Origin of the sequence: Cryobacterium sp. TMS1-13-1 (assembly GCF_004403125.1) — a bacterium.
In the GTDB taxonomy this organism is placed as follows: Bacteria; Actinomycetota; Actinomycetes; order Actinomycetales; family Microbacteriaceae; genus Cryobacterium; species Cryobacterium levicorallinum.
Map to the genome: position 1 here is coordinate 74,673 of NZ_SOGX01000012.1, position 13,672 is coordinate 88,344.

Annotated in this window: 13 protein-coding genes; 8 read left to right on the plus strand and 5 right to left on the minus strand. The window is 65.9% G+C overall.

All coding sequences use genetic code 11. The annotated features are described in order from the left end of the window. Nucleotides 1–14: 14 nt before the first annotated feature. The gene (locus E3T31_RS13975) at nt 15–371 is read left to right on the plus strand and encodes a DUF5110 domain-containing protein (protein ID WP_134469498.1); all 357 of its coding nucleotides are present in this window, start codon (nt 15–17) and stop codon (nt 369–371) included. Here E3T31_RS13975 and E3T31_RS13980 read toward each other — a convergent pair. Continuing rightward, the gene (locus E3T31_RS13980) at nt 368–1,156 is read right to left on the minus strand and encodes a coenzyme F420-0:L-glutamate ligase (protein ID WP_134469530.1); all 789 of its coding nucleotides are present in this window, start codon (nt 1,154–1,156) and stop codon (nt 368–370) included. The genes E3T31_RS13975 and E3T31_RS13980 overlap by 4 nt on opposite strands. A 47-nt stretch (nt 1,157–1,203) precedes the next feature. Beyond that, nucleotides 1,204–2,223 (minus strand): TIGR03557 family F420-dependent LLM class oxidoreductase, encoded by a 1,020-nt coding sequence (locus E3T31_RS13985; RefSeq protein WP_134469500.1) that lies wholly within the window; start codon nt 2,221–2,223, stop codon nt 1,204–1,206. A 111-nt stretch (nt 2,224–2,334) separates the two neighbouring features. Between E3T31_RS13985 and E3T31_RS13990 the strand changes: the two genes are divergently transcribed. Together E3T31_RS13990 and E3T31_RS13995 are read left to right on the plus strand one after the other, a co-directional pair. Continuing rightward, a complete protein-coding gene (locus E3T31_RS13990) occupies nt 2,335–3,171 on the plus strand; it encodes an exodeoxyribonuclease III (protein WP_092447921.1) in 837 nt (278 codons plus the stop codon). A gap of 211 nt (nt 3,172–3,382) precedes the next feature. Beyond that, nucleotides 3,383–5,278 (plus strand): PKD domain-containing protein, encoded by a 1,896-nt coding sequence (locus E3T31_RS13995; protein WP_241977977.1) that lies wholly within the window; start codon nt 3,383–3,385, stop codon nt 5,276–5,278. A 76-nt stretch (nt 5,279–5,354) separates the two neighbouring features. Here E3T31_RS13995 and putP read toward each other — a convergent pair whose 3' ends face one another. Further along, the gene (gene putP, locus E3T31_RS14000; RefSeq protein ID WP_134469504.1) at nt 5,355–6,857 is read right to left on the minus strand and encodes a sodium/proline symporter PutP; all 1,503 of its coding nucleotides are present in this window, start codon (nt 6,855–6,857) and stop codon (nt 5,355–5,357) included. 242 nt (nt 6,858–7,099) lie between these two features. Between putP and E3T31_RS14005 the strand changes: the two genes are divergently transcribed. Genes E3T31_RS14005 through E3T31_RS14015 form a run of 3 tightly spaced genes read left to right on the plus strand, consistent with a single transcriptional unit; the run spans nt 7,100 to nt 10,150 of the window. After that, nucleotides 7,100–8,260: a CaiB/BaiF CoA-transferase family protein gene (locus E3T31_RS14005; protein ID WP_134469506.1), complete on the plus strand. Its 1,161-nt coding sequence runs from the start codon at nt 7,100–7,102 to the stop codon at nt 8,258–8,260. A 35-nt stretch (nt 8,261–8,295) separates the two neighbouring features. Then, the gene (locus E3T31_RS14010) at nt 8,296–9,480 is read left to right on the plus strand and encodes an acyl-CoA dehydrogenase family protein (RefSeq protein WP_134469507.1); all 1,185 of its coding nucleotides are present in this window, start codon (nt 8,296–8,298) and stop codon (nt 9,478–9,480) included. A gap of 10 nt (nt 9,481–9,490) precedes the next feature. Then, entirely contained in the window at nt 9,491–10,150 is a 660-nt protein-coding gene (locus E3T31_RS14015) for a GntR family transcriptional regulator (RefSeq protein WP_134469509.1), read from the plus strand. 23 nt (nt 10,151–10,173) lie between these two features. Here E3T31_RS14015 and E3T31_RS14020 read toward each other — a convergent pair whose 3' ends face one another. Both E3T31_RS14020 and E3T31_RS14025 read right to left on the minus strand, forming a co-directional pair. Next, nucleotides 10,174–10,917 (minus strand): fumarylacetoacetate hydrolase family protein, encoded by a 744-nt coding sequence (locus E3T31_RS14020; RefSeq protein WP_134469511.1) that lies wholly within the window; start codon nt 10,915–10,917, stop codon nt 10,174–10,176. Nucleotides 10,918–11,054: 137 nt separating this feature from the next. Continuing rightward, on the minus strand, nt 11,055–11,975 hold the full coding sequence (locus E3T31_RS14025) for an AEC family transporter (protein WP_134469513.1): 921 nt from the start codon (nt 11,973–11,975) through the stop codon (nt 11,055–11,057). Between the two features lie 116 nt (nt 11,976–12,091). Here E3T31_RS14025 and E3T31_RS14030 point away from each other — a divergent pair, with 116 nt between their 5' ends. Next, complete coding sequence (locus tag E3T31_RS14030) at nt 12,092–12,907, plus strand: alpha/beta fold hydrolase (RefSeq protein WP_134469515.1); 816 nt, start codon at nt 12,092–12,094, stop codon at nt 12,905–12,907. 111 nt (nt 12,908–13,018) lie between these two features. After that, entirely contained in the window at nt 13,019–13,408 is a 390-nt protein-coding gene (locus E3T31_RS14035) for a hypothetical protein (protein WP_134469517.1), read from the plus strand. Nucleotides 13,409–13,672 lie beyond the last annotated feature (264 nt).

Sequence of the window (13,672 nt, forward strand, 5' to 3'; positions counted from 1 at the left end):
GCCCAGGAGGTCCCATGTCACAGTCACTCACCGCACAGGCTCGCGCGCTTCCCATGGCGATCGTCACCTATCTGGAGCGCAGCGCGAGCGCCAAGCCCGCCTCCGCTCGAGCGACCTTTGTCGAAAACGCTGTCGTCGACGACGACGGCAAGACGTACACCGGCGAGCCGGCCATAACGGCCTGGCTGGCCGGCAGCGCCGCCGAGTTCGAATACACGACCACCCTGCTGCGCACCGAGAAGGACGAGGCGGCAACGACCGTCATCAACCGCATCGAGGGCAACTTTCCCGGCCGCAGCGTCGACCTCAGCTACCGCTTCGAGCTCGCCGCCGAGACCGGCCTGATCCAGAACCTCACGATCTCGATCTAGCTTTTCTCGGCTGCTGCAGCCAACCCGGCGGCGAACCCCTCGCGATACCCTTCGGCGCGGGCCTCGGTGGTACCGAGCCTAAACATGTCGGTGTCGCTCGGGCGCTGTAACGCCCGGGCGCCGACGGCATCGAGGTCGCCGACCAGCCGGCCGAGTCCGCGCAGCACGGCGACCGGGTTGCCGCTGGTCTTGCCCTTGACCAGATCGGCGGCTCCGGCGATCTCGTCGGCGACCGCCGCGACGGTGACGTCGAGGCGGCGACCCGAGACATCCGTTGTACCGCGCAGGTCGTCGAGTACCGCAAGCCCCGCCGCACCGATAGCGATGTCGGTCTGGCCCTCGCGCCACGGGCGCCCGGCAGTATCGGTGATCAGCACGCCGAGCCGCAGGCCGGTGCGCTCGCGAAGGGCTGTGCAGAGCGCGCGAGCGGAGGCATCCGGATCGACCGGCAGCAGCAGCACTACGCCCGCGGGCGCGTTGCTGGTGTCGACGCCGGCCGCCGCCATCACGAGTCCCTGCCGGTTCTCGACGATGCGGGTGACTCCGCCCGGGTAGGCGCGTGAGGCCACGATCCGAACGGTCTCGTCGGTGATCGCCTGTTCGCGGTCGGCCGCTGGCACAGCCCGCCCCTCGGCCTTCGAAACGATCTTGCTGGTCACCGCCACAATATCGCCGTCAATCAGGCGGGACCGAGCGGCTTCCGCGATTAGGGCTGCGAGGTCGTCACCGGCCGTGATCTCACCGAACCCACCGAGGGTGAACACCTTCAGGCCGAACAGTTCCATTGCCCCCACTTCCGCGGCGGCCGCGTCGGGCCGGGCGTCGTGCGGCATCAGCGCACCAGCTTCGGCAGAACGGATGCGCCGAACACGTCGATCCACTGCTTCTGATTGCGGCCGACGTTGTGCAGGTAGATGCGATCGAAGCCGAGGTCCACGAATTTCTGAATGTATTTGCGGTGCTCGTCGGGGTCGGCCGAGATGACCATGCGGCCCTCAAAGTCCTCCGGACGCACCATCTTGGCCAGCTGCTCGAACTCGAACGGCGATCGAATATCGCTCTTCGGAAACTTCATGCCGCCGTTCGGCCACTCGTGCAGGGCATTGGTCATGGCTTCCTCGTCGGTCTCGGCCCAGCTCATATGCAACTGCAACACCTTGGGCATGGTCGACGGGTCTTTGCCGGCCTCGCGGGCGCCGCCGTCGAACTTGCCGAACAGCATCGCGATCTTCTCCAGCGGGGCGCCGACCGTGATCAGGCCGTCCGCCAGCCGACCGGCGCGTTTGGCGGTGACCGGGCCGGCCGTGGCTACCAGGATTTCGGGGGCGACCTCGGGCATGGTCCACAGCCGGGTGGATTCAAGCTTGAAGAATTGCCCGGAGTGCTTGACGTCCTTGTCGGCCAGGGATCCGGCGAACAGCTTGGAGATGATCTCGATGGCCTCGAACATGCGGTTAATGCGCTCGTGAGCCTCGGGCCAGTACGCGCCCACGATGTGTTCGTTCAGCGCTTCGCCGCTGCCGAGCCCCAGCCAGTGCCGGCCGGGATGCATCGACGCGAGCGTCGCCGAAGCCTGGGCCACCATCGCCGGGTGCCACCGAAAGGTCGGGGCGGTCACACCGGGACCGAAGTCGCCCGTGGTGCGCTCGGCGATCGAGGCGAGCACGCTCCAGACGAAGCTCGACTGACCCTGCGCTGGAACCCACGGCTGAAAGTGGTCAGCCGCCATCACGCCGGTGAAACCGTGCTGCTCCGCGTAGGCCGACAGTGCGACCGCCTCAGCCGGTGCAAACTGCTCCAACATGGCCGCGTAGCCAATCCGCAACTCCGTCAAAATAACCTTTCCGCCCATTACCGTGTATCCGTGTCCATTCAATCGCAACACGGTCGGGGCTGCGTTCGATACCGCGGAAGGCGGCATCCGCTTGGCCGGGCGGCACGCTGGCCCTTATAGGCTGGAGGCATGCGCATCGCCACCTGGAACGTCAATTCCGTTCGTGCCCGCTCCGGACGAATCGTCGACTGGATGGAACGCGAAGACATCGACGTTCTCGCCATGCAGGAGATCAAGTGCAAGCCCGAGCAGTTTCCCTCGCAGGTGTTCGAGGACGCCGGCTACGACCTCGCCATTCACGGTCTGAGCCAGTGGAATGGCGTGGCGTTTGCCAGCCGCGAGCCGATGACGGATGTCGTCACCAGTTTTCCGAATATGCCCGGCTTTCTGAAGGGTGCGGTCGGTCCAGACCAGCCGCTCGAGGCGCGCGCGCTCGGCGTGACCGTGAACGACCTGCGCCTGTGGAGCCTGTACGTGCCGAACGGGCGGGCGCTCGGCGACCCGCATTACGACTACAAGCTGGCCTGGCTGAAGGCCCTCGAAGCCCACGCGGTCGCGGAGCTCGAGGCCCATCCCACGCTCGCGCTGGCCATGATGGGCGACTGGAACGTCGCGCCCCGCGACGAAGACGCCGGCGACCCGACGCTGGTTCCCGGTCTCTCCACGCACATTTCGCCGCCGGAACGCGCGGCGTTCGAGGCCTTCCAGGCAGCCGGCCTGACCGACGTCGTGCGCCCGATCGTGCCGGAGGGCTTCACCTATTGGGACTACAAGCAGCTGCGGTTTCCGCGCAACGAGGGCATGCGCATCGACTTCATCCTCGGCTCGCCCGCCTTCGCCGATCTGGTAACGGATGCCAGCATCCACCGCAACGAGCGCAAGGGCGACGCCCCGAGCGACCACGTTCCGGTGCTCGTCGACCTCGATCTGGGCGGCGACGATGACGACCGCCCGATGATCTTCTAGGCCCTCGTCTCTTCTGCCGCACCGAGGGGTTGTCCCACCCCACCTGCAGGGTCTAGCCTGCTGGGCAAGACGTCTGGCGCGCGCTCCGACTGCGGCGCACGCACCACCGCCCGAACGCGATTCATTCCCCTGTGCAAGGAGCAGGCTCATGCGGGCAGTCACTTCCTTTATGGCCGGAGTTGCTGGGGCAACCTTGGTGTTAATCGCGTGCGTGGGCTCAGTCTCGTCGCCCGCCGCGTTCGAGGCTGCTGCCGCCGCTACCGCCACCTCGGTGCACTTCACCGCCTCCGGCGATATTTCGGCCAGTGCGGGGGCAGCGGCGACACTCACCCAGGTGGCCGCGATCGCGCCGGACCTCCACCTCGCGCTCGGCGACCTGTCCTACGGTGCCACTGGCGCCGAACAGGCCTGGTGTGACTTCGTCACCTCCAGGGTAGGAGCCGGGTTCCCGTTCGAAGTCATCTCGGGAAACCACGAGAGCAACGGTCTGAACGGCAACGTGAATGATTTCGCGGCCTGTCTGCCCAATCAGCTTCCGGGCGTGGTCGGAACGTATGGGCGGCAATACTACGTGGATGTTCCGCAGGTCAATCCGCTCGTGCGCTACGTCATGATCTCCCCCGCACTCACCTACCCCGATGGAGTCTGGTCCTACGCCGCCGGCAGCCCGCGCTACCAGTGGACCGCCAGCACCATCGACGACGCCCGAACGAAAGCGATTCCGTGGGTGGTGGTGGGAATGCACAAGCCGTGCCTGTCGGTTGGTCAGTACGCGTGCGACCCCGGTGCCGCACTGCTGAATCTGCTGGTCAACAAGCGTGTAGACCTCGTCCTGAGCGGTCATGAGCACGTGTATGCCCGCAGCAGGCAGCTCGCTCTGGGTGCCTCCTGCAGCCAGATCGTGCCGGGGAGCTACTCGGCCGGCTGCGTCGCCGATGGCGACAATGCCCTTTCGAAGGGCGCCGGAACGGTGTTCGCCATCGTGGGTACCGGTGGCACGCCCCTGCGGGACGTAGTCACGACCGACTCGGAAGCCCCCTATTTTGCCTCCTCCTCCGGACTTAATCTCACTCCCAGCTTCGGGAACCTCGACGTGTCGGTCACCCCGGACTCACTCGCTGCCCGGTTTATGCCGGCAACGGGCACGTTCACGGATGCTTTCACCATCGCTTCGGGGGGTCCGCAGGAAAACCAGCTCCCGGTAGCCTCCTTCACCGCCGTCTGTCCCAGTTTGACCTGCAGCGTCGATGCGGCAGCGTCATTTGACCCGGACGGCACCATCGCCGGCTACGCCTGGAACTTCGGTGACGGAGCAACCGCAACCGGCCGGGTCGCCAGCCACGACTACGCCATTGCCGGAAACTACACGGTGACCCTGACCGTGACCGTGACCGACGCTGCGAGCGCCACCGACAGCACAACGCGCGGCGTCAGCCCGGCAAAGCCACCGGACGCCACCGTGCTCGCAACCGACGCCTTCACGCGCGCGGTGACGAACGGCCTCGGTACGGCGCTTTCGGGCGGACCCTGGACCACCACCGGCAGCGTCAGCATGTACTCGGTCGACGGTACCGGCCGAATCCGTCTCGCGACCCCGGGCACCACGGCCAACGCCTTCCTGGGCCAGGTGTCCTCCACCGCGAGCGACCTGCTGTTCACCGTGTCCGTCGACAAAATGCCCACCGGAACCGGTATCTACGTCTCGGCAAGCGGACGAAACATCGTCGGCGTCGGCGCCTACCGGGCCAAGATCGTGCTGCGCTCCACCGGGCTGGTTGGCCTGTCGCTCTCGAGGGTGAACTCGGCCGGAGCGGGGGAAGTCACGCTGCAGTCGGCGACCAACGCGCCGAGCCTCAGCTTCGCCGCCGGCGATCAACTCAAGATGCGGCTGCAGGTCACCGGAACGAGCCCGACCACGATCCGGGCCAAGGTCTGGAAGCTGGGAGCGACCGAACCCACAACCTGGCAGCGCGCCATAACAGATGCCACGGCATCGCTCCAGACGGCCGGTGGTGTTGGTGTCACCGTCTACCTGTCGAGTTCGGCAACGAATGCTCCGGTGATCGGCACCATCGATGATCTGCTCGTCGTGGCACCGGTGGGCTGATATCAACACCAACGGCACCCGACGTCAGCCGTGAGGCCGACGTAGGGTGCCGTTGGTGTGCGCGGTCTGGGACTGGTTAGACGGAGACCTTCTCCGGAGCCTTGTACTTCGGGTGTGCCTGCTCAGCGGAAAGGTCGAATTCGGCATCGATCTCGGCGTTCGGCTTGTACGTGGCGAGGGAGACCACGACGGCCACGATCATGCTGGCCGCAAAGCCGGGCACGATCTCGTACAGGGTGTCGCCGAGGGTGGAGTTGCCCCAGATGAACACGACGACAGCGCCGGTGATCATGGAGGCCAAGGCACCCCAGGTGGAGAGCTTCTTCCAGTACAGCGAGAGGATGACCACCGGGCCGAAGGCGGCACCGAAGCCCGCCCAGGCGAACCCGACCAGGTCGAGAATGGTCGAGTTCTGCTGCAGCGCGATGAGTCCTGCGATGACGGCCACGAGCAGCACGCCGATACGGCCGAGCATGACCAGCTGCTTGGGCGCGGCATCCTTGCCCACAATCTTGTAGAGGTCTTCAACGAGCGCCGACGACGAGACGATGAGCTGCGAGGAGATGGTGCTCATGATCGCGGCAAGCACGGCGGCCAGCACGAGGCCCGCGATGAAGGGGTGGAACAGGGTCTGCGAGAGAATGAGGAACACAGTCTCCGGGTTTGCGAGATCCAGGTCGGGGTTCTGCTGGAAGTACGCGATACCGATCAGGGCGGTCGCAATAGCACCGAGGGCGGTGAGGATCATCCAGCCGATGCCGATGCGGCGACCAGCCTTGGCGTCCTGCGGGGTACGCATGGCCATGAAACGCACGATAATGTGCGGCTGGCCGACATAACCGAGTCCCCAGGCGGCAGCCGAGATGACACCGAGCACGGATCCGCCGGCGGTCAAAGACAGCAGGTCGGGGTTGAACTCCCGGATGGAGTCGAGGGTCGCAACGACTCCGCCGGTGGCGTTCAGCGCTACGAGGGGAACGGCGATGAGAGCCGCGAGCATCAGGAGGCCCTGGGCAACGTCGGTGAGGGTTGCGCCGAGGAAACCGCCGAACAGGGTGTACAGCAGGGTGACGCCGCCCACGATCAGCATGCCGGTGACGAACGTGGAGCCGAAAGACTCCTCGAAGAACACACCTCCGGCAACCATACCGGAGGAGACGTAGAACGTAAAGAACACCAAAATGATAAGACCGGAGACCACGCGCAGCAGGCGCGACGTGTCTTTCAGTCGGTTCTCGAAGAAGCTCGGGATGGTGATCGAGTTCTTCGACACGAAGGTGTAGGAGCGCAGCCGCGGGGCCACGTACTTCCAGTTCAGCCAGGCGCCAATGGTGAGGCCGATGGCGATCCAGGCCTCAACGAGACCGGACACGTAGATGGCTCCGGGCAGACCGAGCAACAGCCAGCCGGACATGTCCGAAGCACCCGCGCTCAGGGCTGCTGTGCCCGGCTTGAGTCCTCGGCCGGCGAGCATGTAGTCGTCAAGGTCTTTGGTCTGACGAAAGGCAAAGTAGCCGATGGCGACCATGCCTGCGAGATATAGAACGATTGCAATGAGTTGAAATGTTTGATCCGTCAATGGGATTCCTTTGTTGGGATGCCCGACGTACTGGACGTGATTACTCGAGGTGCGAGCAAGCTCAAAACTCTAGTCTCGCAGGAATATGGGCATTGCGCCATATTTGACGACCCATTCGCCCCCGTAACCGTTTGGTAACGAAGGGCTTACCCCCTGCCCGCGGTCGCCCTAAACGTGCCCACAATGACCGCACGAGGCGTCCGGCCCTTTCCCTCCCTAGCCAAATTGGATACAGTATCCAAATGACCGGGATTATTGACGAGGCGCGCACGACGGGTCCGCTGGACGGCATCCGTATTGCGGATTTTTCTCGCGTGCTCGCCGGGCCATTTGCCGCCATGATGCTGGCCGATTTCGGCGCCGACGTGATCAAAATCGAGCACCCGCTCGGCGATGACACCCGCGCATGGGTGCCGCCGGTCGACCCGAACGGCATGGGTAGCTACTTTGCGAGCGTCAACCGCAATAAACGCTCTGTGGTCTGCGATTTACGCACCGAGAACGGCCTGGCTGAAGCGCGCGCCCTCGCGCTGAGCGCCGACGTCTTGATCGAAAACTTTCGCCCGGGCGTCATGGAACAATATGGCCTCGACTACGCCAGTTTGACCGCGGAGCGCCCCGAGCTCGTCTACTGCTCGATCACCGGATTCGGCCGCGCCGGCGGCGCGGCGCTCCCCGGCTACGACCTGCTCGTGCAGGCGGTCGGCGGGCTGATGAGCGTGACCGGCTCGGCCGCCGAAGAACCGAGCAAGGTCGGGGTCGCCCTCGTCGATGTACTGACCGGGCAGAACGCGGTCGTCGGCATTCTCGCCGCACTGCGCTCGCGCGAGCAGACCGGCCTGGGCCAGCGAGTCGAGGTGAATCTGCTCTCGTCTTTACTCGCCGGGCTGGTCAACCAGGCCTCGAGCACCCTCGCCACCGGGGTCGCCCCCCAGCGCCTTGGCAACGCCCACCCGAGCATCGCGCCCTATGAAACGTTTCGAACCCTGGACGACCCGATCGCGATCGCGGTCGGCACCGACAAGCAGTTCAGCGCGCTCGTACAGGTGCTCGACCGCCCCGAGCTGGCACGCGACCACCGGTTCGGTTGCAACGCCGACCGCCTCGCACATCGCGCTGCGCTCAAGGAGCTGCTCGAAGCGCGGCTCGCCGCCCGTCCGGCCACGGAATGGACCGCACTGCTGGCGACCGCGCGTGTGCCGGCCGGCAAGGTGAATTCGATCGCCGAGGCGCTCGAACTGGCCACCGAACTCGGCCTCGCCCCGGTCGTGCCGGTGACCGATTCGAACCGGTCGCGGGTGAGCCAGCAGATCGCCAACCCGATCAGCCTCTCCGCGACCCCCGCACGATACCGGCGCCCGCCGCCACTGCTCGGGGAACACAATGGTGCGACCTTTTTCTGACCATAAGCATCCGCTCTACTGAAGGAAGACGACTCATGACTACCGCCATTGACACCGATCTGACCGACGCCGCCGACCTCGTGGGCATCGATTCCCTGCTGACCGAGCCCGAGATCGCCCTGCGCAATGCGGTGCGGGTCTTCGTCAACACCACGATCAAACCGAACATCGCCGGGTGGTACGAGAACGCGTTCTTTCCGCTCGAGATCATTCCGCAGCTGGCCAGGCTCGGCCTGCTCGGCATGCACCTTACGGGCTACGGTTGCCCCGGGCGCAGCTCGGTCGAGTACGGCCTCGCCGCGCTCGAACTCGAGGCCGGCGATTCTGGGCTGCGCACCTTCGTGAGCGTGCAGGGGTCGCTCGCGATGAGCGCAATCCACAAGCACGGCTCCGAGGAGCAGAAAAACGAGTGGCTGCCGCGCATGGCCGCCGGTTCGGTGATCGGCTGCTTCGGGCTGACCGAGCCTTCGGCCGGCTCCGACCCGGCGAGCATGACCACTTTCGCGCGCCGCGACGGCACCGATTGGGTTCTCAACGGCACCAAGCGCTGGATTGGCCTGGCCTCGATCGCACAGGTCGCCATCATCTGGGCGATGACGGATGACGGAATCCGCGGCTTCGTCGTCCCCACCGATACCCCCGGATTCGTCGCCACGCCGATCGAGCAAAAGCTCTCGATGCGAGCCTCGATTCAGTGCGAGATTGAATTGACCGAGCTGCGCCTGCCCGACTCGGCGATGCTGCCCAAGGCGCGCGGTCTGCGCGGCCCGTTCGAGTGCCTGAACGAGGCCCGCTACGGCATCGTCTGGGGCGTCATGGGTGCGGCCCGCGACAGCTACCTTACGGCGCTGGCCTTCTCGCAGGAACGGATGCAGTTCGGCAAGCCGCTCGCCGGCTACCAGCTGACCCAGCAGAAGCTCGTCAACATGGCGCTCGAAATCAACAAGGGCACGCTGCTCGCCCTGCAGCTCGGCCGGCTCAAGGACGCCGGCACGCTCGCTCCGCACCAGATCTCGGTCGGCAAGCTCAACAACTGCCGCGAAGCCATCGCCATTTGCCGGGAGGCCCGCGCCATGCTCGGCGGCAACGGCATCACGCTGGACTATTCCCCGATGCGCCACGCCAACAATCTCGAAAGCGTGCGCACCTACGAAGGCACCGACGAGGTGCACACCCTCATTCTCGGCCAGCACATCACTGGTATCCCGGCCTTTCGCTAGAGTTTTGACAGTGTCTTCTCCCAATCCGACCCAGCGCCCGCCGACCGTTCCGGCATTCGTGCTCGCTGAGCTGCGGCGCCTGATCGCCGTCGGCGAGTTTGTTCCCGGGCAGCCACTGCGACAGGAGGATCTGGCCGAACGCCTCGGCGTCAGCCGGGTTCCGGTGCGGGAGGCCCTCAACACGCTCGAAACCGAGGGGCACGTCGTGCACGAGCCGCATCGCGGCTACCGGGTGACCGAGCTCTCGGTCGCCGACCTGCTCGAAGTGTACCGACTGCGGCAGCTGCTCGAGGCGGAGGCGGTGCGCGCCACGATCGCGCGCGGCGGCGAACACGTGCTCACCGCACTGCGCGCCACCGCCGTCGAGGTGGAGCGGGCTAATGCGGCCGGCGACCTGCTCGCCATGAACGAGGCCAACCGGCGGTTTCACTTCGTACTCGTGACGTCATCCGGGCTCCCCCGGCTGGAACGCATTCTGCGTGCGCTCTGGGATTCGACCGAAGCCTACCGCCGGCTCTACTACGAGCAGGCGGGCAACCGGGCTTTGGTCGAGCACGAGCATGCCGCCATCGTCGACGCCTTCGCCGCCGGGGACACCGAGCTCGTCATCGGCCTGCTCGATGAGCATCGCGGCCACGCCACGACCGCCCTCGGCGCGCTGCTGGCCTGAGCTGCCAGGCAAGCGGATGCCGGTCAGACGACGCGGAACGCGAGCTCGCCGATCCCCTCGATTCCGGCGGTGACGTCGTCACCGGGCTCAATGCGGCCGACACCGGCGGGAGTCCCGGTGAAAATCAGGTCACCCGGACGCAGCGTGACGAAGCGGGACAGCGCGGCAATCACGTCGGGGACGGGCCAGATTTGGTCGGCGAGGTCCCCGTCCTGGCGGGTGTCACCGTCGACGTCGAGCCAAATGCGGGCCGCGGCCGGATGACCGATCGTGGCCGCGGCGACGATCGGCGAGCACGGTCCGGAAAAGTCGAAGCCCTTGGAGAGGTCCCACGGGCGACGCACGGCCTTGGCTGCATCCTGCAGGTCGCGGCGGGTGAGGTCGACGCCGGCGGCGTAGCCGAAGACGTGACCGAGGGCATCCGCTGCCGCGATGTCGGCGCCGCCAACGCCGATCGCGACAACGAGTTCCATCTCGAAGTGCAGGTTGTCGGTCTCGGGCGGGTAGGGAACCTCACGCGCACCCACGCCCCGGGCGGGAACACCCTCGGTCACGGCGAACACGGCGTCGGCCGGTTTGGCGAAGAAGAAGGGCGGCTCCCGATCGGGGTCATTGCCCATTTCTCGCGCATGGTCGGCGTAGTTGCGGCCGACGCAGTAGACCCGGTTCAGGTAGAACCGGTCGGCCGAGTCACTGATCGGCAGGCTGGTGGGTTTCGGCGGGGAGAACGGGGCCGGCAAGCCGGCCTCGGGGGTGCTGAGCGACATTTTCATCCTTTCACGTGCAAAATCACTTGGTGCCCCTGCATACCTGCGGAGAACTTCACGGTCACGCGCGAACGCACCGTGCGGTGACCCAGTGATTTCGGGAGATGTGAGCAAAATCTCCGCAGTTCTGCCGGCACTCAGGCAAGGAGGGCCGCGATCACGAGCAGGGCGGGCATGGACAGGATCGTGGTGAGCAACACGGTGTCGCGGGTGACGACCATGGCCCGGTCGTAGCGCGAGGCGAAGTTGAAGATGTTCTGCGCGGTCGGCAGCGCCGACACGGCGACGACGGCGAACAATTCGGCACCGGCGAGGTCGAACACGAAGTGCCCGAACAGGTACGCGACGATCGGCATGAGCGCGACCTTGATCACGGTCGCGGCGACGACCTGTTTGCGCCCGGTTCCGGCCTTCAGCAGGCGCTGGCCGTGCAGCGACATGCCAAACGACAGCAGCACCAGGGGAATGGCGGCACCGCCGATCAGCTCGAACGGGGCCAGCACGGGTTTGGGCAGCGTGATGCCCAGCATCGCCACGAGCACACCGGCGAGCGAGGCGATAATCATCGGGTTGCGAATGGGCTGAGTCACGATCGACCGAAACGACGCTCGGCCCTGGGTGGCGAGGTCGAGAATGGCCAGAATGGTCGGGGCCAGAATGACCAGCTGCAGCAGCAGCACGGGAGCCACGTACTGCGCGCTGCCGAGCACGTAGATGGCTACCGGAAGCCCGATGTTGTTGGCGTTGACGTACGTCGCGGTCGATGCACCGAGCACCGTCTCGGCCAGCGGTCGACGAAAAAACAAGCGGGCGGCGATGACATAGACGACGACACCGACCACGATGGTGCAGACAATGGCGAGCAGAAATTCAGAGAACAGCACGGTCACATCCGCGTGCGAGAGCACCGTGAACAGCAGCGCCGGAGTCGCCACGAAGAAGGCCATCCGATTGAGCACCCGGCCGGTGCCGACACCGACGATGCCGAACCGCTCAACAAAGTACCCGATCAGGATCACAAATCCGATAATCGAAAACCCGACCAGTACACCGCCCATTATGTTGAGCCTAGGGGTTTCGGACCGCGCACCAGGTCAAAACAGCCTCTGCCGATTCCAACCATCGCACGAGCCCGGTCTTTCGGGCGCACCGGACGTGGCGCTACGCTCGGGGCATGCCCAGACTCGATGTTCCCGGCGCTTCGCTCTACTACGAAACGCTGGGCGACCCCGAATCCCCCGCCCTGCTGTTGCTGCACGCCGACATTGCGACCCTGCGCATGTGGGATCCGCAGGTCGCGGCACTCGCTGCGCACCACTTCGTCATTCGCTTTGATGCCCGCGGTTTCGGCCAGACGACGACCGAGAATGTGGAATTCTCCAATCGAGCGGATGCCGCGGCGCTGCTCGATCATCTCGGCGTCGTTCGGGCTACCCTCATCGGCTGCTCACGCGGTGGCACGATTGCGATCGACCTGGCCGTGGCCAGTCCCGAGCGGGTGGCGGGCCTGGTCACGATCGGCTCCGGCCCCAGCGGATTTCCAGAGGTGGCGCTCACCGAGCGGGAAGACGCCCTGTTCGACAAGCTCGATGCGGCCTTCACCGCCCGCCAGTGGCCCCGGCTGGCCCGGCTTGAGGTCACCCTGTGGGCGGTCGGGCCGACCCGTAAGCCGGCCGACGTCGACCCGACCTTTCTCGCCCTGGCGCAAGAACTCAACCTGCGCAACGTCATCCACGCCACGGAGGCGCCGATCTCGATTCCGCTTGAGCCGCCCGCGCTCGACCGGGTCAGCGACATCGATGTTCCGGCGCTCGTCACCGTGGGCGAGCTCGACGTCACTTCAGCGCTGGCCCATTATGAATTTCTGCTGGAGATGCTGCCGCAATCAAGCGGATGCACGTTCCGCGACACCGCGCACCTGCCGAGCGTGGAGCATCCGCTGGAATTTCAGCGTGTGCTGATCAGATGGCTCGCTACGAACAACCTCTGATCGGCAGCGCTCCTTCACCGCCCCCGCTTGTGCAGACCCGCCGCGTCGGCCCAGCCGGAGGTTTTCTCCGCCCGATAGCCTGTGCGGAGGGCGATCGACGCGGGGATATCGATGTCAGAGCACGAGCCAGTTCAGCGTGGACAGTTTTACCTCCGGCACGCCGGGCGCATCGTCTGGCCGCGCGACTCCCTCGACCTCACCGACCCGGCACTCTGCCCGGCCTGCCACGCGGGGCTGAAGTCGGCGGTGTGTTCCGTCTGTCGGCTCGATCTGCGGCATCCGTCATCGACTGAGCTCCTGGTCAGTTCAACGGAGGCCGCACTGGCGTTGGAGCGGCGCGCCGAGCTGATCGGGCGCATCCGCTTTGAAACCGCCGCGGGCGTTGCACCGGCTTCGGCCCGGGCGCGTGCCGTGGATCTCCCTCGCCTACAGCGCGATGCCGTGGTTCCTCTGGCTCGGTGGCGGGGGCATACTGCTCATCGTGCTGGCCGCACGCTATGAGCAGCGCTTCGCGAACCTCAAGTCGGTCGCGCTGCGGTCGTTAGGGCCGACGGCGAAAACAGCCTGCGGTACGCGTGCGGACCGGTCGGCCCTGCGGTGTGCGCAAGTACTTCGCGAATCAGAACGGTTTCGGGTTGGTGTCGTCGGTGTTCCAGTCGCCACTCCACGGATCGCTGATCGGTTCGGCTGGCGGCAGCGGTGCGGGCGGGTCGGGCGGTGGTGGGGCTGGTGGTTCGGGTGGGGCTGCTGCCTGTGGTGCTGCTT